This is a genomic window from Pseudomonas sp. GD03858, assembly GCF_029840925.1.
Lineage (GTDB): Bacteria > Pseudomonadota > Gammaproteobacteria > Pseudomonadales > Pseudomonadaceae > Aquipseudomonas.
Map to the genome: position 1 here is coordinate 1 of NZ_JAOCDM010000089.1, position 24,090 is coordinate 24,090.

Below are 24,090 nucleotides of genomic sequence, written 5' to 3' on the forward strand. Positions count from 1 at the left end.
GATGGCCGTGTATGCGCTAGCCGCATTGTCGACGGCCCTGACGATCAGCTCGGCGATGAACGGCTTTAGCCAGCAGTCCCAGGGTGATGTCAGCATTGGACCGTTGGCATTTCCCGGCGCAGATATCGGTCATTCAGCGCAGTGGCAGAACGGTAGCGTTCATAATGAGAAAGCGCCGGAAAGCCAAGGTGGAAAAGAAAGCGAGAAAGAGTCTCGCCCCTTCAAGGGAGAACCGAATAGCGACTACTGGCCTGGCAAACGTGCCGACGGATCCTATAGCGATGGCAGACGATATGGTGCTGACGGAAAAGCTGAAGTCGATTACGATTTTAGTCACGGCAACCATGTTGACACCGAGGGTCGTCCTTTGGGAGATCATGTGCACAATTGGGATAAAAAAACTGATGGTTCAATACGACGAGGTCCGCCATGCCCCTTCTGCCCGATCAAATGACCCAAGAGAATTGGCTCCCGCTACTCGCAAGTGATGATATTGACGCTTTGATGAAGCACTTCGGCGGGTTTGCTGACAGTATTGTCATCACTTATGAATGCTGGGGAGAAACTCACATCGACGAAGAGGCGTGCATTGTGTATCCGCCGGATGGCCCCCAAGCTGACCAAAACATGCGAATCACCTTTCAACGACAAACACTTGAAAATTTTTCAGTGCAATTGCTTTTGCGAGGCGTCACGGAGTTCAAGATGCGTGGTCGAAACGAAAACTTTGACGGAATCATAAACGCCATGAGCATTGAAGGCGATACTCAAAAAAGCTATAACCTAGTTGCCAAGTCTTTTCTAGACGGTCCGGAAATTCTTGCAGCTCGCATGACGACACTATACTGGCGTCCAATGCCAGTTCAAGATACATGACCCCTCGCTGATACGATGCATCCTGTCAGACGAGGAATGGGGGCTTACTGCCTACAACAGGTATGGCAGAGTTAAATGTGCGCCATTAACCATAGTTCACCCAAACATAAGAACCATGGTTTGCCAGCGGCGCACAGCCCACTCCCATTGAAAAGAGAAGCCGATGCTATCCAGCCAATTCCATGACCAGCAACTCACTTGCATAGCAGTGAATGACAGCGAATTAAGACTTGAAATACTTGGCACAACAGGGACACGCACACTGACACTCGAAGGACTGAAAAAACTCCGAGTCAGCGATTTCAAAGAAGGAAACATCATCAATGAGGCCCGCCTGTTTACTGCCAGCACGGGACAATGTGACGAACCCCTATTTCGTCGATTGCTGAGCTTCGCTTACGACATAGAGGAAAATGAGCCGATATCAAAAAAGAAGCTTGCAGGCTTCTTAAGTTCGGAATTCCAGCGCTTCCAGAAAGGCACTCTAGTCATTTTGGAAATAAAACCCTCCTACGGGAGTTACGTCGTCGCGATTGGCTCTCACTTGCACGAAACCTAAGGATCCGCGGCCATTGATGGAGTAGGCGTTGATTTTGATGCGCTTGTGTCTGTCATTCCCATTGCACCAGATGTTGCGGCGTTGGTTTCGATGAGCAGCAACTCTGCACGAGCCCCCCTCAGGTCCGAGACTGTAAAGCTTGAGGTAGACTTGACAGGAAAATCTCATGCCGGAATACCGCCCCCATGTCAAAGATTCGCCTCGAAACTTAAATACACCTCCAGTTTGTTATTTATTAGCCAATCTTATGTACCTTGGCAGCAATTACGCAATGGTCGGTACTGCGTGCAGAGTGCCGAATTCTTGCGCGTTCCGTTCGATGATTGCGAGGTAGCGGCAAAGCGCGGAACGATGGAGCTATTTATCGAGCAAGGCCCATCCGCCTTGAACCCTCCAACGGAGGGTTCAAGGCGTGTTTCGCTGGCGTCCTATGACACCCGCAGCATCACTCTCTCGCCGTGGCCAGGCGGCCCGCCGGCTTGCGGAACACGAACAGCAACCCGACCACGATCAACCCCATGCCCAGCAGGCTGAGCGGCGCCAGGCGATTGCCGAAAATGATGAAATCCATCACTGCGGTCACCGCCGGCACCAGGTAGAACAGGCTGGTCACGTTGACCAGGTTGCCCCGGGCGATCAGTCGGTACAGCAGCAGCGTGGCCAGCAGCGAAACCACCAACCCCATCCACAGCAGCGCGCCGACGAAGCTGGCGTTCCATTGCACATGCAACGGCTGCAACGGGGCGAACACCGCGCACAGGACGAAGCCGGCCAGGTACTGCAGCGGCAGCGTGCCCATGGGGTTGTCGCTGATGCGCTTCTGCAGGATCGAGCCACAGGTCATGCTGGCCAGCGCCAGCAGGGCGAACAGCATCCCGGCAAGCGACACCCCGCCCAGGTTGATGCCCTGGTAGACCACCATCACCAGCCCGCCCAGCCCCAGGCCCAGGCCGAACAACCGACTCCAGGAGCGCTGGCGCTCCATCAGCGCCACGGTGAGGATCGGTTGCACGCCCATGACCGTTGCCATGACGCCGGGCGTGACGTGGGTGTTCAACGCCAGCAGGTAGAAGATCTGGTAGGCGCCCAGCAGCACGCAACCAGTGCCCAGGGCACGCAGGATGCCGCTGCGGCTGCGCGGCCAGCGCAACCCCAGCAGCGGGCCGATCAGCAGCAGCCCGGCCAGGGCCAGCGCCGAACGCAGCAGGAGGAAGGCGAAGGGGCTGGCCTGGGCCAGGCCGAGTTTGGAGACGATCGCCCCGCTGCTCCACAGCAGGACGAACAGGCTGGTGGTGGCCGCCGAGGCCACGGATGCTTTGGAAAGGACAGACATGTATTGCCACCTGTAAAGGCAAGGAAAGCCGTACGGGCGCAGCTATCGCGTAATCAGCGGTAGTCGACCGTGTTCAGTGCGTTGCGCGTGCGCTGAGGCTGCGGCCAGCGGCCGATCAGCCCAGCACCACGACTGCGCGAGGGGGCGGAGCTACGCCGCCTACCACGCCACTGACAGGTGGTGGATAGTGACTGATCATGGCCGGCTGCTGGCTGCCACGCACGACAACGCCCGCGACAGGCGCGAGAACGTCAGCAGTGGTGGAAGGGATGGCTGGCATGAACAGGTCTTCTTGAAGTGAACGGTTCGGACTATAGCGCCCGACATCGGTTGTTACAAGCGATGCCGGGGCGCCCCGCCAGCGATCAGCCCTGGCCGGGCTGGATCAGTTGCAGCTTCTGCCGATATTCATCCGTCACCTGGCGTGCCGCGCCACTGTCGTTGACCACCCGCGGCGTGATCAGCACGATCAGCTCGGTGCGCGCCTGGCTGCGCTGGCGATCACTGAACAGCCAGCCCAGCCCCGGCACCCGTCCCAGCCAAGGCACTCGGCTTTCGTTGTTGGCTTCGTTGTGCTTGATCAACCCGCCCAACAGCACGGTCTGGCCACTCTGCACCGCCACCTGGGTGGAGACCGCGCGGGTCGAGATGCTCGGATTGCCATTCTTGTCGCGCAGCTTGCTGGCATCGCTGACCTGCTGCTGGATGTCCATGTACACCAGGCCCCCTGGGTTGATGCGCGGCACCACATCGAGGATCACCCCCGTCTGCACGTACTGCACGCTGCTGCTGGTGACCGCGGTATTGTCGAGGTTGATCGAGGTCTGGTTGATGGGGATGTTGTCGCCCACCTGGATCTGCGCATTCTGGTTGTTCATCACCACCAGCGACGGCGCCGACAGCACACGTGTGTTGCCGCTGCTTTCGAGGGCATGCAGGGCCACCTGCAGGTTGTTGCTGACGAACGAATAGAACAGCGAATCGGTGGCCTTCAAGGCAGCCCCGCCACCGCCCATGGCCCCCTGGCTGCCGGACACGTTCTCGATGCCCTTGGTGGTCGCGTTGCCGGCCAGGCGGCCCAGGTACCACTGCACGCCCAGGCTCAGGCCATCCTCGAGCCCGACCTCGAGGATGCGCGTTTCGATCTGCACCTGCAGGGGCGGGTTGTCCAACCGCCGAATCGCCGCCTGGATCTCCTGCCACTGGGCCGGACGACAGCGCACCAGCAGCTGATTGCTGGCGCGCTGGGCCGTGATGCGCACCTGGACGTCAGCCTGCCCCGAGGCGCCGTGCGCCATGGCGGGCGTCTGCTCGTCCTGATCGGCGAAGGGATCCTGCTCTTCGTTACTGCCGGACAGCTCGCCAAAGCCTGCCATGCCCCCCTGGGAAGCGGCCATCGGCAGACTGCCACTGCCGCTGCCCATGCCGCGCCTGGACGACAGGGTCACGGTTCGCAGGCCGGGCGCCACCTGCCCGGCATTGCCATTGCCCTGAGGTTCGCTGGCGTAGATCTGGCGCAGGTAACGCGCCAGGTCGCTGGCTTTCATGTTGCGCACGTCGTACACATACATCTGCGGCTCGTAACCGCCGCCCTGGTCGATGGTATCGATCCAGCGCCCGACTTCGCTGAGGTACTCGGGCTGCGCGGAAATCGCGACGATGGCATTGGTCCGCTCGATGGGCAGGAAGCGCACCATGCCGGCCAGCGGCGTGGCGCTGCGCGGACCGAACAGCTGGTTCAGCTCGGGCATCAGCTCGGCCACATTGGCCCGCTGCAGGCCGTAGACGCCGATGGACATGCCCTTGAGCCAGTTGAGGTCGAACGTGTCGATGGTGTCCTGGTAATTGGCCAGCTCATCCGGCGTGCCGGCCAGGACCAGCGCGTTGCGTGCCGGATCCACCAGCAGGAACGCGTTCTCACGGGCGAACGGCTTGAGCAGCTTGCCCATTTCCGTGGCCGAGATGTAATCGAGGGTGAACAGCCGGGCGCTCAGACCACTGCCGGGTGCCGGCACTCGCCGTTGGGGCGTCATCTGCCCCGCCACGGCGAGATTGGCCGGCACCACCCAGTAACGCCCATCCTGGCGGACCAAGGCGTTGTTGGTCCAGGCCAGCAAGGTCTCGAGGATCGCCAGCGCCTGCCCCTTGTCCACCGGTTTGGCGGTGGAGAACGACACTTCCCCGGTCACGCCCTGGGCAATGCTGAAGTCCTCCTGCAGCAGGTCGCCCAGCACGGTGTTGATCACCGCCGCGATGGGCTGGTTGGCGAAGTTGAAGCTGACCTGGCCCTCCCCGGCCACGCGCTTGCTCGGCGGGCGCGCGGCGGCGTTGCCGACCAGCGCCTGGCTGCCCCGCAGGATCTGCTGGCGAGGCGCCGCCGGCACGGTTTCACCCACAGGCGGGGCGGAATCCACCACAGGCTGACGTTCGCTGGCCGGGCGCTGGTCGCCGGTGCCGGCCAACCCCTCGCGCAGCAGGTCATCGGCCTGGCGAGGCGGGTGGGCGGGGTGAGCGCAGCCCTGCAGCATGAGCGCGGCAAGGCAGCTGAGCGTAAAACGATTGACCACGAAATTCAGACCCTTGGATTGAACGATCGACGATTTCAGTTGAGCGGCAGCCGGGGGCTGCTGATTTCGAGTGCCTGGTGGCTGCCGCCGTTGACCAGCTCGACACGCTGCTCTTCGATATGGGCTACCGTCCAGCCACCGGGCAGTGCCTGGCCTTCGCGCAGGGCGATGGCCTCGCCCGTGCCTTGGCGCAGGAATGCCACGCGCAGCGGTGGCGCCACCATCACCCCGGTGAGCACCAGGTCGGCTGGCAGCGGCAGCGCCGCGACCTGACTGGCGTTGCCGGCGTCGGCCTGCCGCCCAGGCGTGAACAGTGGCACCTCCCAGATGCCCGAGTAGGTCTGCAGGTCGACCAACGGACGTACCTCGGCCGGCGTCGGTACCACAGGGGCCGCGGTAGCGGGCAAGGGCGACTGCGGCCACTCAGGCGCGGGGCTGCTGGCCAGCAGTGCCATCCAACAGGTGAACACCAGAGCGGCCAGCGCCAGCAGCGGCGCGTTCTGCCGAACGAGGCGGCGGATCTCATTCATGCCCTTGCCCCTCGCCCCGCCCCTGATAGCTCCTGATCTGCAGGCGAACCGCCAGTGAACCTTGGCTGCCGCCGGCGTCCTGTCGGCGAATATCCAGCGCGTCGACCAACAGGTACGGCGGCTCGTTTTCGAATCGGTACAGCGTCGCCGCCAAGGCTTCGATGCCGCAACGCATCTGCACGTCGACCACCAACTGCGTCAACTGGCCCTGAAGCGATGGCGTGCGCGGCGCCCGGTTAAGCATCTCGCAGGGCAGGCCGGTGTCGGGCTGCACACTCATGCGGTCGACCAGCAACTGCATCATCTGGGCTTGTGCCACCTCGGGCGTGGTGCCGGCCAGCAGGCTGTCGGCCGGCAGCGGATGATTGTCGGCGGCGGCCAGGCGTGCCTCGATGGCCGCACGCTGGGTTTCCAGTGCCCAATAGCGCTGATAGGACGCCAGTAGCACCGTTTCTTCCTCGCTCTGCTGCTGCAACGGTGCCAGCAGCCATGGCTGCAACAACAATCCATACAGGCTCGCCAGCGCCAGCAGCAGCAAGGCCAGCGCCAGGCCGCGTCGGGCGTTGCCACTCAAACGCATCCTCATCGGTCCTCTCCCTCCGGGCGTCGTGCCTGGAGCGTGAAATGCTCCAGGCCGGTTTCGGCATCCGCCTGGATTCCGCCCTTGAAGGTCACCTTGCCCAGGCCCGCGCACTCACCGAGCACGGCGGGCAGAGCGCTTGCCCGTGGGCTGCCGCCGCTGAGCGAGAGGCTGCCGTCTTCCGCCAGCTGCAGGTGTTCGAGCCAGCTGTCCTGCGGCAAGCAGCGCGACAGCAGGTCGAGCATCGCGGCACTGGAAAGACGCTGCGCGGCCTGAAGCTGCAAGGCCCGCTCCAGCGCCTGGCGACTCTGCAGCTGCTTGCGCATGCCATCGACCTGCAACGCCCGCGTGCGCAACTCGGCCAGCTGCTCCCGGCGCAGCTCCAGCGCCCGTTCGCGGTGATCGATCCAGGCCTGCTGGCAGGCGATCAGCAATATCGCGATCACCGCCAGCAATCCACCACGCCAGGCCCGCTGGCGCCTGGCGGCTCGCGCGTGACACCCGTCCGGCACCAGGTCCAGGCCACGCGCGGCACCTGCCTCGTCCTGCACATCGACCCTGAGCACCTGCACACCTTCGGCCTCGAGTCGCTGCAAGATGGCCTCCAGGCGCAAGCGCTCGACCAGCACCAGGTGCTGCGCATCATCGCCGACGACGATGTCGAAACAAGCCTGCTGCGCCGTGTAGGGCGTCAGTTTATCCAGCTCGTAGGCCATGACCTTGCGCAGCACCCGGCGCGGCTGACGCGGCAATTGCAGCGCACAGACCAGCGCCAGCTGCGGAGCCAGCAGCAAGGTCACAGGCTGCCCGCTCGGCAACGGCGCGCCGTCGGCCAGCGGCCAGCACAGGGTGTTGACGCGCCCACGCGCCAGCCAGGCATGGCGCCAGTTCGCGGGCAGGCAGGCAAGCAACTCGCCCCGCCACCAGCGCATGAAGTTCGTCGCGGCGCGACGCCACCGCGCGGCCGCGCCACTCAGGCCCACGGCAGCTATCCGTGACATGTTCATGGGTCGATTCCTGTCAGTTCGGAGGTTCGCACGCTGACGCTCAGTGTCGGCCAGCGCACCGATCCCTCGGCATCGGCCTGGATGCGCACCTGGGCGGGCAGACGCTCTGGCCACGGCCAGCGCTCCAGCCAGCCGGTGTCACGGCGCATCTCGTCCAGCCCGCGATAGGCGAAGCGCACCTCGCGCAGCCGATCGAACAGCAACTGCGGGTCACCCCAGGGTTGCCGGCCATCCCGATCGAGCAGCGTCACACGCATGGCCCAGGTACCGACTGCCTGTTGCTCGACGGTCAATCGGTGACGCTTGAGCTGGCCGCCAATGCCAATCGGGACCGGGGCGAGGAATTGCATCTGCCGTGGCTCTCCATGGAAATGGCGAAACGCCTGCATTTCCTGCAGCGCCCGCCGCAGGAAACCCTGGGCGGCACGCAGCTGCTCCAGACGCGCCGCCTGCTCCGAGGTGCGCTGCAATGTCCTGCCGCTGCTGGTGAAACTGCCGGCCACCAACAGCATCAGCAACCCCAGCAGGCTGATCGCGGCGAGGGTTTCGAGCAGGGTGAAGCCTTGCATACGTCTCATGGCTGGGCCGCCTGCCCCGGCGACTGCAAGCGCAAGGTCGAGAAGCGCTCTTCGCGATCGCCAAGGCGCAGGGTCAAACGCTGATGATAAAGGACGTGGCCCGGCAGGCTTTCCTGCACGGTGGATACCAGGTGCCATTCGATACCGTCGCTTACTCCCCGCATGTCCCCAACCTGCACGGCAACCTCTGCGCTCTCGTCCAGCAGGGAGCGGGCCGTCAACGCCATGCGCGTTTTCACTTCATCGCGGACGTAGCCACGCATCGCATCGCCCAGCCCCGAGACCAGCACGGCACTGCCGATCGCCAGCAAGGCCGTGGCGCCAAGCAGTTCCAGCAGGGTAAAGCCGCGCTGACGGGGGGACACGATCATGGTGCCGCCGGCTCCAGGCTGGCCAGGCCGGTCAGCCAGGCGATGTCGATGCGCCGTCGACCGGCGGCCGAGTCCAGCAAGATATGGCCACCGGTCGAGCTGCCATCCGGGTGAAAACGGATCATCGGCGCCTGCTCGACCGTCAGCGACGCGGTGTGCAGCGTCCAGTGCAGGTTGGCGGGCAGGCATCGACGACGCTCGCCGTCCGCCTGGTAGCAACGCGCGCGCTGATCGAAACGCAGCGTCACCGGCTGCTGCCTTGCCTGTGCCTGCGCACGCGCCTGACGCAAGGTCTGCAGCAACTCGCCACTGGCCTCGCGCTCGCGCGCGCTGGCCAGGCCGCGCGACAGCGGGCCGGCCAGCAGCGCGCTGGCGATCGCCGCCAGGGCTAGCACGGCCAATAGCTCGAACAAGGTGAAGCCACGCTGCTGCAACACTTACTGCCAACTACCGAGGTCGGCATCGGCACCTTCACCGCCGGGCTTGCCATCGCGCCCGAAAAACACCAGGTCGAAGCTGCCATGCTCACCTGGACTCTGGTAGCCGAACCCATGCCCGAAGGGATCGCGCAGATCGCTCTGCTTGGCGTAAGGCCCCTGCCAGGCCGGCGTGTCGACCGGCTTGCTGAGCAGATCCTCGAGTCGCTGCGGCGGGCTGCCGACGTCCATGGCATAGTTCTCGATCTTCATGCCCAGGCTGGCCAGCTGTGCCTTGCCCGCACCGACCTTGCCCTTGTCCACGTTGCCGCCGACCTGGCGTACCACGATGGTCGCGACGATCCCCAACAGGACGATCACCGCGAGCATTTCCAGCAGGGTAAAGCCCCGGTTACGACGACTGCTCAACATGCTTCCTCTCTTCGCTCTAGATACTGCTGGTCAGGCTGCTCAGTGGCATCAATATCGCCAACATGATCACAGCCACCAGCACGGTCATGACCAACGTCAGGGTCGGCACCAGCGCCGCCATGAAACGCTTGATGCTGGTCTGGGTACTCTTGTCGTAGATGCGCGCCAGCCTTAGCAGCAGGTCGCTCAGGCGCCCGGACTGCTCCCCCACGCGGATCATCTGGATGGTCAACTCGGCGAACACGCCGGTGCGCGCCAGCGCGCTGGCCAGCGCCTCGCCCTGGCGGGCATCCTGCGCGGCCTGCCGCATGGCGGCGCGCATGGCACGATTGCTGGCGACCTGGCTGGCGATCTCCATGCTGGTCAGCAGCGACACACGCTTGTCGAGCAAGGTGCCGAGGGTCAGCGCCAGCCGCGCGGTCTCCGTGGCCTGGACGAAGGCGCCCAGGCCACGCACCTTCAGCACCCAGGCATCGAGCGCCAGGCGCCGCCCAGGGGCCCGCAACGCCATGCCGATGCCCCAGCCGATGCACAGCAGCGCCACGGCCAGATACGCCCCCCAACGGGAAAGGCTCTCGCCCAGCCAGAGGATCGCCTGGGTCAGCACAGGCAAGGCAATGTTCAGATCGGCGAACACCGGCACGAACTGCGGCACGACATAAGTCAGCAACAACACCAGCGAACCGAGCACGCCAATCACCAGGAACGCCGGATAGATCAAGGCGCTGATCAACTCCGTCCGCTGATTGCGCGCCCGCTCCAGGTAGGCCGCCAACTGCTCCATGGCCTCGGCCAGGGTGCCGCTGGCTTCGCCTGCCCGGACCATGCTCAGGTAGAAGGCCGAGAAGACCGTGGTCTCGCGCGCCATCGCCGCCGACAGCGAGGCGCCGCCCTTGACCTGGGCCAGCAATCGCTCGAACAAGGCTTGCACGGCAGGCTCGGCCGTCTGGCGCGCCTGCAGGGCCAGGGCACTTTCCAACGGCTGCCCGGCCTCCAGCAACGTGGCCAACTGCTCGGTGAAATGGGCGATCTGCCGCGCGTCCACACCGCTGCGCCGCAAGGTCATGCGGGACGCGGGGCGTAGCTCGACGATCAGCAAGCCTTCGCCCTGCAGATGCTTGATCGCCTGCTCGCGGCTGTCGCCCTGTACCTGCCCCCGCCTGCGTGCGCCCGTGCGATCGATGGCTTCGTAGCGAAACTCGGCCATCACTCACCGCCAGCATCGTCATGGGCCACCCGCAGGACCTCGTCGAGGCTGGTGACCCCGGCCACCGCCAGACGCAGCCCTTCTTCGTGCAGGGTGCGCAGCCCCTCCTCCCGTGCCACCCGCTCCAGCGCCGCACTGTCGGCGCGCGCCATCAGCAACGCGCGGATGCGCTCGGACATCAGCAACAGCTCGCTGATCACCACCCGTCCTCGGTAGCCGCCTTCGACCGCGTCTGGCCGGGGGCGGTACAGGCGGATCGGACGCTGTTCGGTGAAGCGGTCCAGGCGGTGCTCGCGGATCAGCGCCTCGGGCGCTTCGAAGACTTCGCACTGCGCGTGGTCCACCCGCCGCACCAGACGCTGGGCCAGCACGGCATTGACAGTGGAGGCCAGCAGGTAGCTTTCCGCCCCCATGTCCAGCAGGCGGGTGATGCTGGCACAGGCACTGTTGGTATGCAGCGTGGACAGTACCAGGTGTCCGGTCAGTGCTGACTGGATGGCGATACGGCAGGTCTCCAGGTCGCGGATTTCACCGATCATGATCACATCCGGATCCTGGCGCACGATCGAGCGCAGGGCGTTGGCGAAGTCCAGGCCGATCGAAGGCTTTACCTGCAACTGGTTGACGCCATCGAGTTGATACTCGACCGGGTCCTCCACGGTGATGATCTTGCGCTCGGCGGTATTGAGCCGTGCCAGGGCGGTATACAGGGTCGTGGTCTTTCCCGAACCGGTGGGCCCGGTGACCAGGACGATGCCATGCGGTCGGTTCAGGACCGCCAGCAGTTGCTCCAGCCGCTGCCCGCTGAAACCGAGGTCGGCGAACTCCAGCGCCACGTTTTCACGATCGAGCAGGCGCAACACCACCGATTCGCCGAAGCGGGTCGGCAAGGTCGAGACCCGCAGGTCGAGCTGGCGCCCCAGCAGGCGCACCATGATTCGACCGTCCTGGGGCAAGCGGCGCTCGGCGATATCGAGCTTGGCCATGATCTTGATGCGGGAGATCACCGCCGACGCCGAACGCACCGGCGGGGACTCGGTCTCACGCAGCACGCCATCGATGCGATAGCGCACGTTGAGGCGGTTTTCGAACGGTTCGACATGAACATCCGATGCGCGCGACTCCATGGCCTGCTGCAGGATCAGGTTGACCAGGCGAATGACCGGCGCCTCCGCGGCCAGGTCCTTGAGCTGATCGACATCCTGCGTATCGCCTTCGCTGTCGACCTGATCGAGCAGCGACCCCAGCGCCGCTCGACCCTGCCCGTAGCGTAGCTCGAGTTGCTGCTCGACCTCGGCCTGCGTCGCGATCAGCCCACGCACCTTGAAACCGGTGGCATATTCGAAAGCGTTGATGGGATAGGTATCGGCGGGGCGGCAGGTCAGCACCTCGAACTGCCCTTGTGCGTCCACCCGCCACGGCACGATGCCATGGTGCCTGAGAAAGCGCAGCGGCATGAGCGGCAGGTCGGTGCCGGGGGGTACCCTGGCGTCGAAGCGAGGCCAGCCCAGGACATCCACCCAGGCGCCCGCGAGCTGGGCCTCCGAGATCGAGCCCGCGCGCAACAGAAGGTCGGGGAGTTCGGCATCGGCATGATCGCGACGCAACATGGCCACACGTTCATGGCCTTCGCTACCCAGGGCGCCGCCACTCACGAGGTGTTGAATAACCGAAGAAACGATGTCCATATCACTCTGCAATCCATTCGTTTCCTGGTACATGGAAACGCAAAGTTACGAATGATAACAATTAGCCTTTCATTCGCCTACCACCGGCCTCAGCTTTCCTGCCACCACAGTGTACGGAACACGCTGGCTTCGGAGTCTTCCGGGGTCAATTGCACGGTGGTCCGCAGCGTCGCCGTGACACCGTCCGGCGTGACGGCAACGACCTCGATGCTCAACACCGAACCAGGGTTGTTGGCCAGGACCTGTGTCGATGGCAAGCGCAGCGCTTCGATCAGCGCCGGGTCGGCATAGGCGGCCTGGGGCACGCCATCGCCCCCCCACAAGGTCACGTAGGGCAGCATGCGCCGGTAAAGCTCCGGATCGACCGTGGTGGTGCTCAGCAGGTCGGGTAGATGGCGCAAAGGCTTGCCGGCGTCCCGCTGCTTTTGCATCTGCTCGATCCAGGACCGCGCGCTCGCCGGGCTGGCGCCCATCTGGCGAAACAGTCGCTCGACATGCTCCAGACGCGCGAAGTTCAAGTCGAGCTTGCCATGTTCGCTGCGCACCGAAAGCGAGAGCCCCACTCCATCGAGCGTGGCCTGGACGACCCGGCCATCGAAGGATGCCGCCAGTGGATCCTTGAGCACGCCATGAATGGCCAGGGCGACGCCGCCTTGCGCGGCGCTCAACGCCTTGCTGCGCTGCAGCAGCTCATGGCTTTGCCGGTTCTCCTGGCGCACCGTGGATACCACGCCCGCCATCGCCAGGCCCAACACGGCCAACAGCCACAGGACCAGGATCAGCGCCAGGCCTTGCTGATGGCGCGGCATCCTGCCGCGCATGGGGACCAGGCGCCTCAGAACAACCAGCGATACAGCGCGTAGGCCACCACTACCGCCAGCACCGGCCGCAGCACGCGGTAGGCCTTGGGGTTGGCGCGCTTGAACTGCTTGACCCGGGTGCTGATGACATTGCTGAAACGCTTGCTCCAGGCATAGGCCTGGTTGATGCCGCCGACCCGCTCATCGTCGGTGTTCTGCGGCGCGGTGGCGCGGCCGAGGAAGGCACTGACCTTGCGGTTGATACGGGTCATCAGCGGGCTGTTGAGCGGGCGCTCGACGTCGCAGAACAGGATTACGCGGGTGACGTCGGTTTCGTTCTTGACCCAGTGCACGTAGGTCTCGTCGAACATCACGTCCTCACCGTCACGCCAGGCGTAGGGCTGGCCGTCGACGTAGATGCGGCAGTTGTCCGAGTTCGGCGTGGTCAGGCCCAGGTGATAGCGCAGGGAGCCGGCGAACGGGTCGCGGTGCGGGTTCAGGTGGCTGCCGCCGGGCAGCAAGGCGAACATCGCGCCCTTGACGTTGGGAATGCTGCTGACCAGCTCGACGGTCTTGGGGCAGAGCATTTCGGCCGACGGCAGCGGCTTGTCGTACCACTTCAGGTAGAAACGCTTCCAGCCCTTCTTGAAGAACGAACCGAAGCCGGCATCGTTGTCTTTTTCCGCCGCGCGGATGTAACCCTCGTCGAACAGGCGCATGGCCTCTTCGCGGATCACTTGCCAGTTGTCCTTGAGCACGTCCAGCTCGGGGAAGCGCTGGCGATCCAGGTACGGTTTGGAGGGCACGCCGGAGAACAGGTACATCAGGGCGTTGTAAGGGGCGAACAGCGCCGAATGGTTGACGAACTGGCGCAGCACCGGCAGGCGCGCCTTGCCGCGCAGGTGCACGAACAGCACGCTGGAGATGAACACCAGCAGGACGCCCGCCTTGGCGAGGAAGGAAAAGGTCATGCAACACTCCTTGGAGGGGAAATCAGGCCATCCCCGGATAGCCGGACATGATAAACCCATCAGGAGCAGCTGCAAGCCGGAAGCTGCAAGCGACAAGCCCCAAGCTGATCCGCGTCAATACGGCCATGCCCTCGACCTGCAGCTTGCAGCTTGCAGCTTACTGCTGATTCTCCTGCTCGCTGAACAGATCGCTGAACAGCATGCTCGACAGATAGCGCTCCCCCGAATCCGGCAGGATCACCACGATGGTCTTGCCCTGCATCTCCGGTTTCTCGGCCAGGCGCACCGCCGCCGCCATCGCCGCGCCGCAGGAGATGCCACAGAGGATGCCCTCCTCCTGCATCAGACGAATGGCCATGGCCTTGGACTCGTCATCGGTCACCGTCTCGACCTGGTCGACGATCGACAGGTCGAGGTTCTTCGGCACGAAGCCGGCACCGATGCCCTGGATCTTGTGCGGGCTGGGCTTGAGCTCCTCGCCGGCCAGGGTCTGGCTGATCAGCGGCGAGCTCACCGGCTCCACCGCCACGGACAGGATCGACTTGCCCTGGGTGTGCTTGATGTAGCGCGACACGCCGGTGATGGTGCCACCGGTGCCGACGCCCGCCACCAGCACGTCGACCGCGCCATCGGTATCGTTCCAGATTTCCGGACCGGTGGTCTTCTCGTGGATCGCCGGGTTGGCCGGGTTGTCGAACTGCCCCGGCAGGAAATACTGCGCGGGATCGGAGGCGACGATCTCGTTGGCCTTCTCGATGGCGCCTTTCATGCCCTTGGCCGGGTCGGTGAGCACCAGCTCCGCGCCAAGGGCCTTGAGCACCTTGCGCCGCTCCAGGCTCATCGACGCTGGCATGGTCAGGATCAGCTTGTAGCCACGGGCGGCGGCGACGAAGGCCAGGCCGATGCCGGTGTTGCCCGAGGTCGGCTCGACGATGGTCATGCCTGGCTTGAGCTTGCCGCTGCTCTCGGCGTCCCAGACCATGTTCGCGCCGATCCGGCACTTCACCGAATAACCCGGGTTGCGCCCTTCGATCTTGGCCAGGATGGTCACCCCGCGCGGGGCGATGCGGTTGATCTGCACCAGCGGCGTGTTGCCGATGGAATGTGCGTTGTCGGCGTAGATACGGCTCATGGCAAGGGTCCTTTAATGCATGGACTGGCGGGTGGACCTAAAAGGGTAAGCCTGCCTTGGAACAGCGTAAAGCCCGTTCCAAGGCCAAGGGTGACGGACCATTCAGGGACTGAATACCCGGTCTGCGTTTGCACGCGGCGGGTGCGGGGTTATAGTCGCTGACAAATCACAAACAGATGTTGCCCGCGAAAGGGCCCTCGCTGACACCCGTGCAGAGGATCGGTTCATGAAGTTCGAAGGCACCCGCGACTACGTCGCCACAGACGACCTGAAGCTGGCGGTCAACGCGGCCATCACCCTGGAGCGCCCGCTGCTGGTCAAGGGCGAACCGGGCACCGGCAAGACCATGCTCGCCGAGCAGTTGGCCGCCTCCTTCGGCGCCCGCCTGATCACCTGGCACATCAAGTCCACCACCAAGGCCCACCAGGGCCTGTACGAGTACGACGCGGTCAGCCGCCTGCGCGACTCGCAGCTGGGCGTGGACAAGGTCCACGACGTGCGCAACTACCTGAAGAAGGGCAAGCTGTGGGAGGCCTTCGAGGCCGACGAGCGGGTGATCCTGCTGATCGACGAGATCGACAAGGCCGACATCGAGTTCCCCAACGACCTGTTGCAGGAACTCGACAAGATGGAGTTCTACGTCTACGAGATCGACGAGACCATCAAGGCGAAACAGCGCCCGATCATCATCATCACCTCCAACAACGAAAAGGAGCTGCCGGATGCCTTCCTGCGTCGCTGCTTCTTCCACTACATCGCCTTCCCCGACCGCCAGACGCTGCAACAGATCGTCGACGTGCATTACCCGAACATCAGCCAGTCGCTGGTCAGCGAGGCACTGGACGTGTTCTTCGACGTGCGCAAGGTGCCAGGCCTGAAGAAGAAGCCCTCCACCTCCGAACTGGTCGACTGGCTCAAGCTGCTGATGGCCGACAACATCGGCGAGGCGGTGCTGCGCGAACGCGACCCGACCAAGGCCATCCCGCCGCTGGCCGGGGCCCTGGTCAAGAACGAGCAGGACGTGCAGCTGCTCGAGCGCCTGGCCTTCATGAGCCGGCGCGGCAACCGCTGACAGGAGCCGGGCCATGCTGCTCAACCTGTTCAATGAAATGCGCGCGGCCAAGGTGCCGGTGTCGGTGCGCGAGCTGCTCGATCTGCACCATGCCCTGCAGAAGGGCGTGGTATTCGCCGACATGGACGCGTTCTACTACCTGGCCCGCGCCATCCTGGTGAAGGACGAACGCCACTTCGACAAGTTCGACCGCGCGTTCGCCGCCTATTTCAAGGGGCTGGAAAATCTCGACCGACATATCGAGGCACTGATCCCCGACGAATGGCTGCGCAAGGAGTTCGAGCGTTCGCTCAGCGATGAGGAACGGGCGCAGATCCAGTCCCTGGGCGGCCTGGACAAGCTGATCGAGGAATTCAAGAAACGCCTGGAAGAACAGAAGGAACGCCACGCCGGCGGCAACAAGTGGATCGGCACCGGTGGCACCAGCCCGTTCGGCTCGGGCGGTTTCAACCCCGAGGGCATCCGCGTCGGCGAGGCCGGCAAGCGACAGGGCAAGGCGGTGAAGGTCTGGGACCAGCGCGAGTACAAGAACCTCGACGACCAGGTCGAGCTGGGCACGCGCAACATCAAGCTGGCCCTGCGCCGCCTGCGCAAGTTCGCCCGCGAAGGCGCCGCCGAGGAGCTGGACATCGATGGCACCATCGACCATACCGCCCGCGACGCAGGCCTCTTGAACATCCAGATGCGCCCCGAGCGGCGCAACACGGTGAAGCTGCTGTTGCTGTTCGACATCGGCGGTTCGATGGACGCCCATGTGAAGGTGTGCGAGGAGCTGTTCTCGGCCTGCAAGACCGAGTTCAAGCACCTGGAGTACTACTACTTCCACAACTTCATCTACGAGTCGGTGTGGAAGAACAACTTGCGTCGTACCTCAGAGCGCTTCTCCACCTTCGACCTGCTGCACAAGTACGGCGACGACTACAAGGTGGTGTTCGTCGGCGACGCGGCCATGGCGCCCTACGAGATCACCCAGCCCGGCGGCAGCGTCGAGCACTGGAACGAAGAAGCTGGGTATGTGTGGATGCAGCGCTTCATGGAGAAGTTCAGGAAGATCATCTGGATCAACCCGTACCCGAAACAGGCCTGGGACTACACCGCCTCGACCCACCTGGTGCGCGACCTGATCGAGGACAGGATGTTTCCACTGACTTTGCAGGGCTTGGAAGACGGGATGCGTTACCTGTCCAAGTGATGCTTTTTCAGGGCCGCCCCTATCGCGGGGCAAGCCCGCTCCCACGCCACACCTCTGGCCTTCGTGGGGGCGGGCCTGCCCCGCGACAGGGCCGAAGCCTTCATGCCCATCGTTTCAGGTAAGCCTGCTGCTCACGCCACGCCTGATCCTGCACCACCGCCCGAAACCGCACCGCGGCCCCTGGCATGCACTGCGCCAATTGCGCCAACGCCAATGGCGTCAACGCCCCCAGTCGTGGATAACCGCCAATGGTCTGCCGGTCATTGAGCAACACGATCGGCTGCCCGTCCGGTGGCACCTGAACGGCACCGAGCGGGATCCCCTCGGAGATCATCGGTGCGCCCTGGTAGACCAGTTGTGGCCCGAGCAGGCGAATGCCCATGCGGTCGGCACGACTGTCCAGCGTCCAGTCACGATTGAACGCCTCGAACAGGCTGGTGCCGCCGAAGTCAGCGATCTGCGCGCCCATCACCAGATCCAATACCGGTTTCTCGGCATACACCGGCCTCAGCGCTTCGGGCACGTGGGAGCGGCGGTTCGACGCCCCGACTTGCCCCGCGATGGCTCCGGCAGCATGCAGCACCTCCCCTTTCACCAACGCCCGCCCCTGGCCGTCTATCCCGCCCAGCTCTTCCCGCACCACCGTGGCACAACTTCCCAGCACCGACTCGCCCACTAACCCGCCTGGCACCGCCAGATAAGCACGTACCCCTTGGCGAGGCTGACGCAGCGTCAGGCGCTGGTCCTTGCCCAGGTTGAAGCAGGTCCAGGGCGCCACGGCCTGCCCGTCGACCTGCGCATCCAGGTCGGCCCCGCCCAGCGCCAGCACGCAATCCTGCTCGGCAACCACGCTAAAGCCACCAAGCGCAACCTCCACCACCGCGCTGTCCAGGGCATTGCCCAGCAGCCAATTGGCCCAGCGCATGGCCACCCAGTCCAGCGCGCCACCCTGGGTCACGCCCAGGTGCCTGACGCCGAAGCGCCCGGCATCCTGCAACAGGCACAGCGGCGTGCTGGCTTCGATTCTCAAGCGGCTCATGCCTGGGCCTCCAACGGGCTGTCGTCACCGCCCAGACTGATGAATTCTGCGTGACCGACGGCCACGAAGCGCACGCGATCTCCTGGCTGCAACAGGCTGTAGCCGTCGCGCTCGCGGTTGAACAGACGCACCGGCGTGCGGCCGATAAGGTTCCAGCCGCCCGGCGATACCGCCGGATACGCGGCGGTCTGGCGCTCGGCAATGCCGACGCTGCCCGCCGCCACGCGCTTGCGCGGGGTACTCAGGCGTGGCGTCGCCAGACGCTCGTCGACCAGCCCCATAAAACCGAAACCGGGCGCGAAGCCCAGGGCGAAGACCGGATAGTCGCGCCCACTGTGCAAGCTGACCACCTCGGCCTCGCTCAACCCGCTGCGCGCCGCCAGTAGCGGCAGCTCCGGGCCGACACTGGCGTGATACCAGACCGGAATCTCGTGCCGCCGCCCGGCATTGCCGGCATCCGGCCGCAAGCCCTCGAAGGCCTGCAGGATGCGCTGGCGCGCCTCGCCCGGCGCCAGCTCGAACTGCACCATCAGCGTGGTATAGGACGGCACCAGGTCGACCAGGCTGTCACCGAACACCGCCCGCAGGCGCTGGCTGGCGGCAAGGATCCACGGCATGTTGCCTTCGTCGATGGCGTCGAACAGACGCACCATCAGGCTGTCGATGGCCACGACCTCGATACGTGGCGTCATGCTTGCTCCAATGCATCGAGGGCCTGGCGGATCTGGCGCACGGCGGCCACCGAGCCGTCGTTGTCACCGTGCACGCACAAGGTACTGGCGTTCAGCCGCACCTCGCTGCCGTCGTCGGCCACCAGCGCCTCGCCCTTGGCCAGGCGCAGGGCCTGCTCGACCACCAGCGCCGGATCGTGATGCACCGCGTTGGGCAAACGGCGCGACATCAGGTGCCCGCTGGCGGTGTAGCCACGGTCGGCGAAAGCCTCGAACCACAGCGGCACGCCAATCTCGTCACCCAGCGCCTGGGCAGCACTGTCGTCGGCGGTGGCCATGAGCATCAACGGCAGGTCGGCGTCGAAGGCCGCCACGGCCTCGAGCACGGTACGCAGGATGTCCGGGTTGGCCATCATGTCGTTGTACAGCGCGCCATGGGGCTTGACGTAGGCGACGCGGCCGCCGAGCACCTTGCAGATGCCATCCAGGGCGCCGATCTGGTAATGCAGCAGGTCACGGATCTCTTCGCTGCTGCAGGCCATGGAACGACGACCAAAACCCATCAGGTCCGGATAGGCCGGATGCGCGCCGATGGCCACCCGGTGCTCCAGCGCCAGGGCCACGGTACGGCGCATGGTGCCTGGGTCGCCGGCGTGGTAGCCACAGGCGATGTTGGCACAGTCGATGAAAGGCATGACCTTGGCATCCTGGCCCATGCGCCAGTTGCCGAAGCTCTCGCCCATGTCGCAATTGAGTAGCAGGCGTTTCACCTGGCGAACCTCCGTCTCGATGTTCATGCTGCCTACCTTAGCGCGCCTGGAGCTGTTTGCCGCGAGTTTCCGGCAGGCTCAGGGCCGCCAGGATCACCACGCCATAGGACACCGCGGCGAACGCGCCAATGCCCAGCCCCAGCGGTATCTTTTCGCCCAGCAGGCCGATCAGCAGCGGGAACAGCGCCGCGACGACCTTGCCGATGTTGTAGCAGAAGCCCTGGCCCGAACCACGGATGCGGGTGGGGAACAGCTCGGTGAGGAACGACCCCATGCCGCTGAAGATGCCCGAGGCGAAAAAGCCCAGCGGGAAGCCCAGCCACAGCATCACGCCATCGCTGACCGGCATCTGCGTGTAGAGCAGGACGATGACGAACGAACCCACGGCGAACAGGATGAAGTTCTTGCGCCGCCCCAGCAGGTCGCAGAGGTAGGCGCTGACCACATAGCCGATGTAGGAGCCGACGATCACCATGGCCAGGTAGCCACCGGTGCCGAGCACACTGAGGCCGCGCTCGTTCTTGAGGAAGGTCGGCAGCCACGAGGTGATGGCGTAGTAGCCGCCCAGGGCGCCGGTGGTCAGCAGCGAGGCACGAATCGTGGTCCAGAGCATGCCGGGGGCGAAGATCTCGTAGAAGTGCGACGGCGCCTCGGGCTGCTCCTGCGCCTTGGCTTGGCGATAGACCTCCGGGTCCTTGACCAGGCGGCGCACGAAGATGACGAAGATCGCCGGCAGCAGGCCCAGCAGGAACAGCGCGCGCCAGGCCTGCTCGGCCGGCAGCCAGGAGAACAGCAGGGCATAGAGGATCGCCGTCAGACCCCAGCCGATGGCCCAGCCCGACTGCACCATGCCCACGGCCTTGCCACGGTCCTGGGCGCGGATCACCTCGCCGATGAGGACCGCGCCGGCGGTCCATTCGCCGCCGAAACCGAAGCCCATCAAGGTCCGTGCGATCAGCAACTGCTCGTAGCTCTGGGCGAAGCCGCAGAGGAAGGTGAAGAACGCGAACCACAGCACCGTCAGCTGCAAGGTGCGCACCCGACCGATACGGTCGGAGAGAATACCGGCGATCCAGCCGCCCAGGGCCGAGGCGATCAAGGTGCTGGTATGGATCAGCCCGGCCTCGGCGGTGGAGATGCCCCAGATCAGGATCAGGGTGGGGATGACGAAGCTCAGCATCTGGGTGTCCATGCCGTCCAGGCCGTAGCCGATCTTGCAGCTCCAGAAGGTGCGTCGTTGCTGGGAATCGATGTCGCGGTACCAGGCGAAGGGACCGCTCGAGGATCGAGCGGGGGCCTGCTGCTGCACGCCGGTCGGGTTCATGGTTGCCTCGGCTTGTTGGTATTGTTTTACGGGCGACGTCGGGCGTCGCGGCCTGTGCGTCATGTTCAGAGGCCGCGCACCGTGCGTCCAACGAGAAAAACCTCCGGTCTGGAACAAGAAAAACTGATCATGAACCTTCGCTTTCTCGAAACCTTCGTCTGGGTCGCCCGGCTCAAGAGCTTCCGCCTCACCGCCGAGAAGCTGTTCACCACCCAGGCCTCGGTCTCCAGCCGTATCGCCGCGCTGGAGGCCGATCTGGGGGTGAAACTGCTGCTGCGCGACTCGCGCGGTGTCAGCCTGACACCAGAGGGCAGCAAGGTGCTGGAGTACGCCGAGCGCATGCTCGAGACCGCCAAGGCCATGAAACGGTCGCTGGACAGCGACAGGGCCAAGACCGGGCGCATTCGCCTGGGGGTGATGGACACCGTCATCCACACCTGGATGAGCGCGCTGGTGGCGGAGCTGGGCGAGCGCTACCCGCAAGTGGAGATAGAGCTGGTGGCCGATACCGCGCTGAACCTGCGCGAACAGCTGCACAAGGGCTTTCTCGACGTGATCCTGCAGACCGACCTGTTGCGCGAACCCTCGATCCGCAGCCACGACCTGGCGCGCTATCCCATGGGCTGGATCGTCGCAGCCGGCTCGCCACACCACCGCGACTATGCCTCGCTGGCGGAGCTGGCACGCGAGCGAATCGTCACCTTCTCGAAGAACTCGCGCCCGCACCAGGAAGTGCTCAGCCTGCTGCAGGCCGCCGGGGTCGAAGCGCCGCGCCTGAACTGCGTGAACTCGGTGGCGGCGATCACCCGGCTGCTGCGCGACGGCTTCGGCATCGGCGCGCTGCCGCCGGCGCTGGTGGATGGCGAGTTGGGTCGAGGCGAACTGGTGCTGCTCGAAGGCCTGCAACCGCCACCGAGCCTGGAACTGGTGGTGGCCTGGCAGACCGGGGTGACATTGGTGGACGAGGTGGTGGAGGTTTGCCGCCAGGTGCTGGAGCGCTATGCGCGGGATGTGGGCGGGCAGCGGATCGTATTGGTCTGACCAGCATCAGGGGCAATAGCGGCCCTCTCGCGGACAGACGGCGTCAGCGCCAGCTCTCTTTCACCGCCTTGCGCCGCCCACCGAGAATCACCCAGCCAATCACCAGCAACAGGCTCTCGACCACGAACGCCAGCACGAAACCGGCGCCGATCCCCCAGCCGATCGCCTCGGGAACCAGCAGGATCTGATAGCTGTAGCCCTTGAGCGTTTCCTCGCGCAGGGCCGGCTCCGGCTGCACCAGCACATGCCAGGTGCGGCTGACCCACGAGCCTTGCAAGGCCTGCCATTCATGCTCGAGCAACTGATTGCGGATCAGCAGGCTCTCGATGCTGTTGGCATCGCTGTTGAACACCGGGTCGTCGCTGGTACGGTAGTGGCGTACCAACGCCTGAAGGTCACCGTTGAAAAAGCGTTGCGCGGTCTGGCGGAAGCCGTCGAGCGCCTGGCGCGACTCGAGCAGGTGCGCCTCGACCCGCTGGCCGTAGTCCTTGACCAGCCCCGGCACCTGGATACCCGCCAACAGGCCGCAGGTGAACAACAGCAACCGCAGGTAACTTCTGAACATGCCGCGTCCTTAGCTTTGCCCGTGGGCGACGCATTCACCGTGGCGCCACAGCGCCCATTGACCCGGCTCGTAGCGGTTCCAGGTCTCGTTCTCGGTCAGGGCCTCGGTGGCGATCACCGTGACCACGTCGTTGGGCGTGGTTTGCGTGTGGAAGTCGACGATCAGGTCGACGTCCTTCAACCGTGCCGCGCCGAACGGCGCACGACGGGTGATGTGCACCAGTTTGGTCGAGCAGAAGCAGAACAGCCAGTCGCCGTCGCTGAGCAGGCAGTTGAACACGCCCTTGCCGCGGTAACCGCTGCAGGCCTCGACCAGCACCGGCAGCAACTGCTCCGCCTCGACCGGCTCCGGGAAAGCGTCGCGCACACGGTTGAGCAGGTCGCAGAAGGCCGCCTCGCTGTCGGTGTCGCCAATCGGACGATAGAACGTGCGCTGGCCACTGAAGTCACCCAGCTGGCCGTTGTGCGCGAAGCACCAGTTGCGACCCCACAGCTCGCGCACGAACGGGTGGGTGTTGGACAGGCAGACCTTGCCGACGTTGGCCTGGCGGATATGGCCGATGACCACTTCGCTCTTGATCGGGTAGCGCTGCACCAGGTTGGCCACTTCCGACTCGCTGCTCGCCGCCGGGTCCTGGAACAGGCGCAGGCCGCGCCCTTCGTAGAAACCGATGCCCCAGCCATCGCGGTGCGGGCCGGTCCGTCCACCGCGCTGCATCAGGCCGGTGAAGCTGAAGACGATATCGGTGGGGACGTTGGCGCTCATGCCCAGCAGTTCGCACATGCTCGCGGCTCCTGGCTTACAGACGAGGTTCGACGCGGCCCTGACCAGGGTCGGCACGGCGCGCGGAAGTGGGCTGCGGGTCGTCGCGGTAGCGGTCCTGACGGTTGGCGGCCAGCGGCGCCTCGACCATCGCCTCGTCCTCCCGCGCCTCGCGCTGGGCAGCCGCCTCACGTTGCTCACGGCGCTCACGGGCACGCTTTTCCAACGGCCAGCGGATCAGCACGAAGACGATGTACAGGGCAAAGGCGATCATGCCGTACATGGCAAGATCCGAAGCGGCCCGCCAGGCGTTGTTGCCGACCTTGAAGGCCACGTCCAGCGCGGTGATGGCGATGGCCGGCGCGAAACTTTCCTTGACCGGATCGACGATGGTCGGCGCGAACAGCAGCACGGCGAGGATCACCCGCAAAGGCTCGCGCAGCCAGCGCCACATCCAGCCGGTCAGCTTGAAACCCACCAGCAGGCAGCCCAGGGCGGCAACGGCGTACAGGCCCCAGGCCAGCGTATAGTCGTGTTCGGTCATGGTGTTCGTGCAAGCCAGGCAAAGAGACGCCTATGATAAACACTTTTAAGCGCATAGGCGCCC

The 24,090-nt window shown here is 64.7% G+C and carries 27 protein-coding genes and 1 pseudogene; 6 read left to right on the top strand and 22 right to left on the bottom strand.

What is annotated here, in order from left to right:
- The 3 genes and pseudogenes from N5D48_RS19515 to N5D48_RS19525 form a co-directional block, all read left to right on the top strand.
- Positions 1–454 (top strand): annotated as a pseudogene (locus N5D48_RS19515) (hypothetical protein); the annotation flags it as partial.
- Entirely contained in the window at positions 430–876 is a 447-nt protein-coding gene (locus N5D48_RS19520; RefSeq protein WP_279887284.1) for a hypothetical protein, read from the top strand. The pseudogene N5D48_RS19515 and the gene N5D48_RS19520, both read left to right, overlap by 25 nt.
- A 163-nt stretch (positions 877–1,039) precedes the next feature.
- Positions 1,040–1,435, top strand: a complete 396-nt coding sequence (locus N5D48_RS19525) for a hypothetical protein (RefSeq protein ID WP_279887286.1) — start codon at positions 1,040–1,042, stop codon at positions 1,433–1,435.
- A 445-nt stretch (positions 1,436–1,880) separates the two neighbouring features.
- Here N5D48_RS19525 and N5D48_RS19530 read toward each other — a convergent pair whose 3' ends face one another.
- From N5D48_RS19530 to cysK, 15 genes are all read right to left on the bottom strand, one after another.
- Positions 1,881–2,768 carry a DMT family transporter gene (locus N5D48_RS19530; RefSeq protein ID WP_279887288.1) on the bottom strand — a complete coding sequence of 296 codons (888 nt, stop codon included), beginning with the start codon at positions 2,766–2,768 and terminating at the stop codon, positions 1,881–1,883.
- Positions 2,769–2,883: 115 nt separating this feature from the next.
- Positions 2,884–3,048 (bottom strand): hypothetical protein, encoded by a 165-nt coding sequence (locus N5D48_RS19535; RefSeq protein WP_279887289.1) that lies wholly within the window; start codon positions 3,046–3,048, stop codon positions 2,884–2,886.
- An 85-nt stretch (positions 3,049–3,133) separates the two neighbouring features.
- Complete coding sequence (gene gspD, locus N5D48_RS19540) at positions 3,134–5,296, bottom strand: type II secretion system secretin GspD (protein WP_279887330.1); 2,163 nt, start codon at positions 5,294–5,296, stop codon at positions 3,134–3,136.
- A gap of 74 nt (positions 5,297–5,370) precedes the next feature.
- Positions 5,371–5,865, bottom strand: a complete 495-nt coding sequence (locus N5D48_RS19545; RefSeq protein ID WP_279887290.1) for a hypothetical protein — start codon at positions 5,863–5,865, stop codon at positions 5,371–5,373.
- A complete protein-coding gene (gene gspM / locus N5D48_RS19550; RefSeq protein ID WP_279887291.1) occupies positions 5,858–6,451 on the bottom strand; it encodes a type II secretion system protein GspM in 594 nt (197 codons plus the stop codon). Before gspM ends, N5D48_RS19545 begins: the two co-directional genes overlap by 8 nt.
- Entirely contained in the window at positions 6,448–7,452 is a 1,005-nt protein-coding gene (locus N5D48_RS19555; RefSeq protein WP_279887292.1) for a PilN domain-containing protein, read from the bottom strand. The genes gspM and N5D48_RS19555 overlap by 4 nt, the downstream gene beginning before the upstream one ends.
- A complete protein-coding gene (locus tag N5D48_RS19560) occupies positions 7,449–8,030 on the bottom strand; it encodes a prepilin-type N-terminal cleavage/methylation domain-containing protein (RefSeq protein WP_279887294.1) in 582 nt (193 codons plus the stop codon). The genes N5D48_RS19555 and N5D48_RS19560 overlap by 4 nt, the downstream gene beginning before the upstream one ends.
- The gene (locus N5D48_RS19565) at positions 8,027–8,401 is read right to left on the bottom strand and encodes a type II secretion system protein (RefSeq protein WP_279887296.1); all 375 of its coding nucleotides are present in this window, start codon (positions 8,399–8,401) and stop codon (positions 8,027–8,029) included. Before N5D48_RS19565 ends, N5D48_RS19560 begins: the two co-directional genes overlap by 4 nt.
- Positions 8,398–8,838, bottom strand: coding sequence for a GspH/FimT family pseudopilin (locus tag N5D48_RS19570; protein WP_279887298.1), 441 nt, complete (start codon positions 8,836–8,838; stop codon positions 8,398–8,400). The genes N5D48_RS19565 and N5D48_RS19570 overlap by 4 nt, the downstream gene beginning before the upstream one ends.
- On the bottom strand, positions 8,839–9,249 hold the full coding sequence (gene gspG / locus N5D48_RS19575) for a type II secretion system major pseudopilin GspG (protein WP_279887300.1): 411 nt from the start codon (positions 9,247–9,249) through the stop codon (positions 8,839–8,841).
- Between the two features lie 16 nt (positions 9,250–9,265).
- Positions 9,266–10,456: a type II secretion system F family protein gene (locus N5D48_RS19580; protein ID WP_279887302.1), complete on the bottom strand. Its 1,191-nt coding sequence runs from the start codon at positions 10,454–10,456 to the stop codon at positions 9,266–9,268.
- The gene (locus tag N5D48_RS19585; protein ID WP_279887303.1) at positions 10,456–12,066 is read right to left on the bottom strand and encodes an ATPase, T2SS/T4P/T4SS family; all 1,611 of its coding nucleotides are present in this window, start codon (positions 12,064–12,066) and stop codon (positions 10,456–10,458) included. The genes N5D48_RS19580 and N5D48_RS19585 overlap by 1 nt, the downstream gene beginning before the upstream one ends.
- 167 nt (positions 12,067–12,233) lie before the next feature.
- Complete coding sequence (locus N5D48_RS19590) at positions 12,234–12,965, bottom strand: type II secretion system protein GspK (RefSeq protein ID WP_279887304.1); 732 nt, start codon at positions 12,963–12,965, stop codon at positions 12,234–12,236.
- A 14-nt stretch (positions 12,966–12,979) separates the two neighbouring features.
- Positions 12,980–13,915 (bottom strand): aspartyl/asparaginyl beta-hydroxylase domain-containing protein, encoded by a 936-nt coding sequence (locus N5D48_RS19595; protein WP_279887305.1) that lies wholly within the window; start codon positions 13,913–13,915, stop codon positions 12,980–12,982.
- A 157-nt stretch (positions 13,916–14,072) separates the two neighbouring features.
- Entirely contained in the window at positions 14,073–15,047 is a 975-nt protein-coding gene (gene cysK, locus N5D48_RS19600; protein ID WP_279887307.1) for a cysteine synthase A, read from the bottom strand.
- Between the two features lie 226 nt (positions 15,048–15,273).
- Between cysK and N5D48_RS19605 the strand changes: the two genes are divergently transcribed.
- Both N5D48_RS19605 and N5D48_RS19610 read left to right on the top strand, forming a co-directional pair.
- The gene (locus tag N5D48_RS19605) at positions 15,274–16,119 is read left to right on the top strand and encodes a MoxR family ATPase (protein WP_279887309.1); all 846 of its coding nucleotides are present in this window, start codon (positions 15,274–15,276) and stop codon (positions 16,117–16,119) included.
- A gap of 13 nt (positions 16,120–16,132) precedes the next feature.
- Positions 16,133–17,311, top strand: coding sequence for a VWA domain-containing protein (locus N5D48_RS19610; RefSeq protein WP_279887311.1), 1,179 nt, complete (start codon positions 16,133–16,135; stop codon positions 17,309–17,311).
- Between the two features lie 100 nt (positions 17,312–17,411).
- Here the strand turns inward: N5D48_RS19610 and N5D48_RS19615 are convergent, their stop codons facing one another.
- The 4 genes from N5D48_RS19615 to N5D48_RS19630 are packed head-to-tail and all read right to left on the bottom strand — an operon-like array spanning position 17,412 to position 21,115.
- Positions 17,412–18,350 carry a biotin-dependent carboxyltransferase family protein gene (locus tag N5D48_RS19615; RefSeq protein WP_279887313.1) on the bottom strand — a complete coding sequence of 313 codons (939 nt, stop codon included), beginning with the start codon at positions 18,348–18,350 and terminating at the stop codon, positions 17,412–17,414.
- The gene (pxpB, locus tag N5D48_RS19620) at positions 18,347–19,042 is read right to left on the bottom strand and encodes a 5-oxoprolinase subunit PxpB (RefSeq protein WP_279887315.1); all 696 of its coding nucleotides are present in this window, start codon (positions 19,040–19,042) and stop codon (positions 18,347–18,349) included. Before pxpB ends, N5D48_RS19615 begins: the two co-directional genes overlap by 4 nt.
- Positions 19,039–19,818: a LamB/YcsF family protein gene (locus N5D48_RS19625; protein WP_279887317.1), complete on the bottom strand. Its 780-nt coding sequence runs from the start codon at positions 19,816–19,818 to the stop codon at positions 19,039–19,041. Before N5D48_RS19625 ends, pxpB begins: the two co-directional genes overlap by 4 nt.
- A gap of 10 nt (positions 19,819–19,828) precedes the next feature.
- On the bottom strand, positions 19,829–21,115 hold the full coding sequence (locus tag N5D48_RS19630; RefSeq protein WP_279887319.1) for an MFS transporter: 1,287 nt from the start codon (positions 21,113–21,115) through the stop codon (positions 19,829–19,831).
- Positions 21,116–21,244: 129 nt separating this feature from the next.
- Between N5D48_RS19630 and N5D48_RS19635 the strand changes: the two genes are divergently transcribed.
- Positions 21,245–22,156, top strand: a complete 912-nt coding sequence (locus tag N5D48_RS19635) for a LysR family transcriptional regulator (protein ID WP_279887321.1) — start codon at positions 21,245–21,247, stop codon at positions 22,154–22,156.
- Between the two features lie 43 nt (positions 22,157–22,199).
- Here the strand turns inward: N5D48_RS19635 and N5D48_RS19640 are convergent, their stop codons facing one another.
- Genes N5D48_RS19640 through N5D48_RS19650 form a run of 3 tightly spaced genes read right to left on the bottom strand, consistent with a single transcriptional unit; the run spans position 22,200 to position 24,027 of the window.
- The gene (locus N5D48_RS19640; protein WP_279887323.1) at positions 22,200–22,721 is read right to left on the bottom strand and encodes a DUF2937 family protein; all 522 of its coding nucleotides are present in this window, start codon (positions 22,719–22,721) and stop codon (positions 22,200–22,202) included.
- A gap of 9 nt (positions 22,722–22,730) precedes the next feature.
- Positions 22,731–23,504 carry a class II glutamine amidotransferase gene (locus N5D48_RS19645; RefSeq protein WP_279887326.1) on the bottom strand — a complete coding sequence of 258 codons (774 nt, stop codon included), beginning with the start codon at positions 23,502–23,504 and terminating at the stop codon, positions 22,731–22,733.
- A 16-nt stretch (positions 23,505–23,520) separates the two neighbouring features.
- Complete coding sequence (locus N5D48_RS19650; RefSeq protein WP_279887328.1) at positions 23,521–24,027, bottom strand: MFS transporter; 507 nt, start codon at positions 24,025–24,027, stop codon at positions 23,521–23,523.
- Between the last annotated feature and the right edge of the window lie 63 nt (positions 24,028–24,090).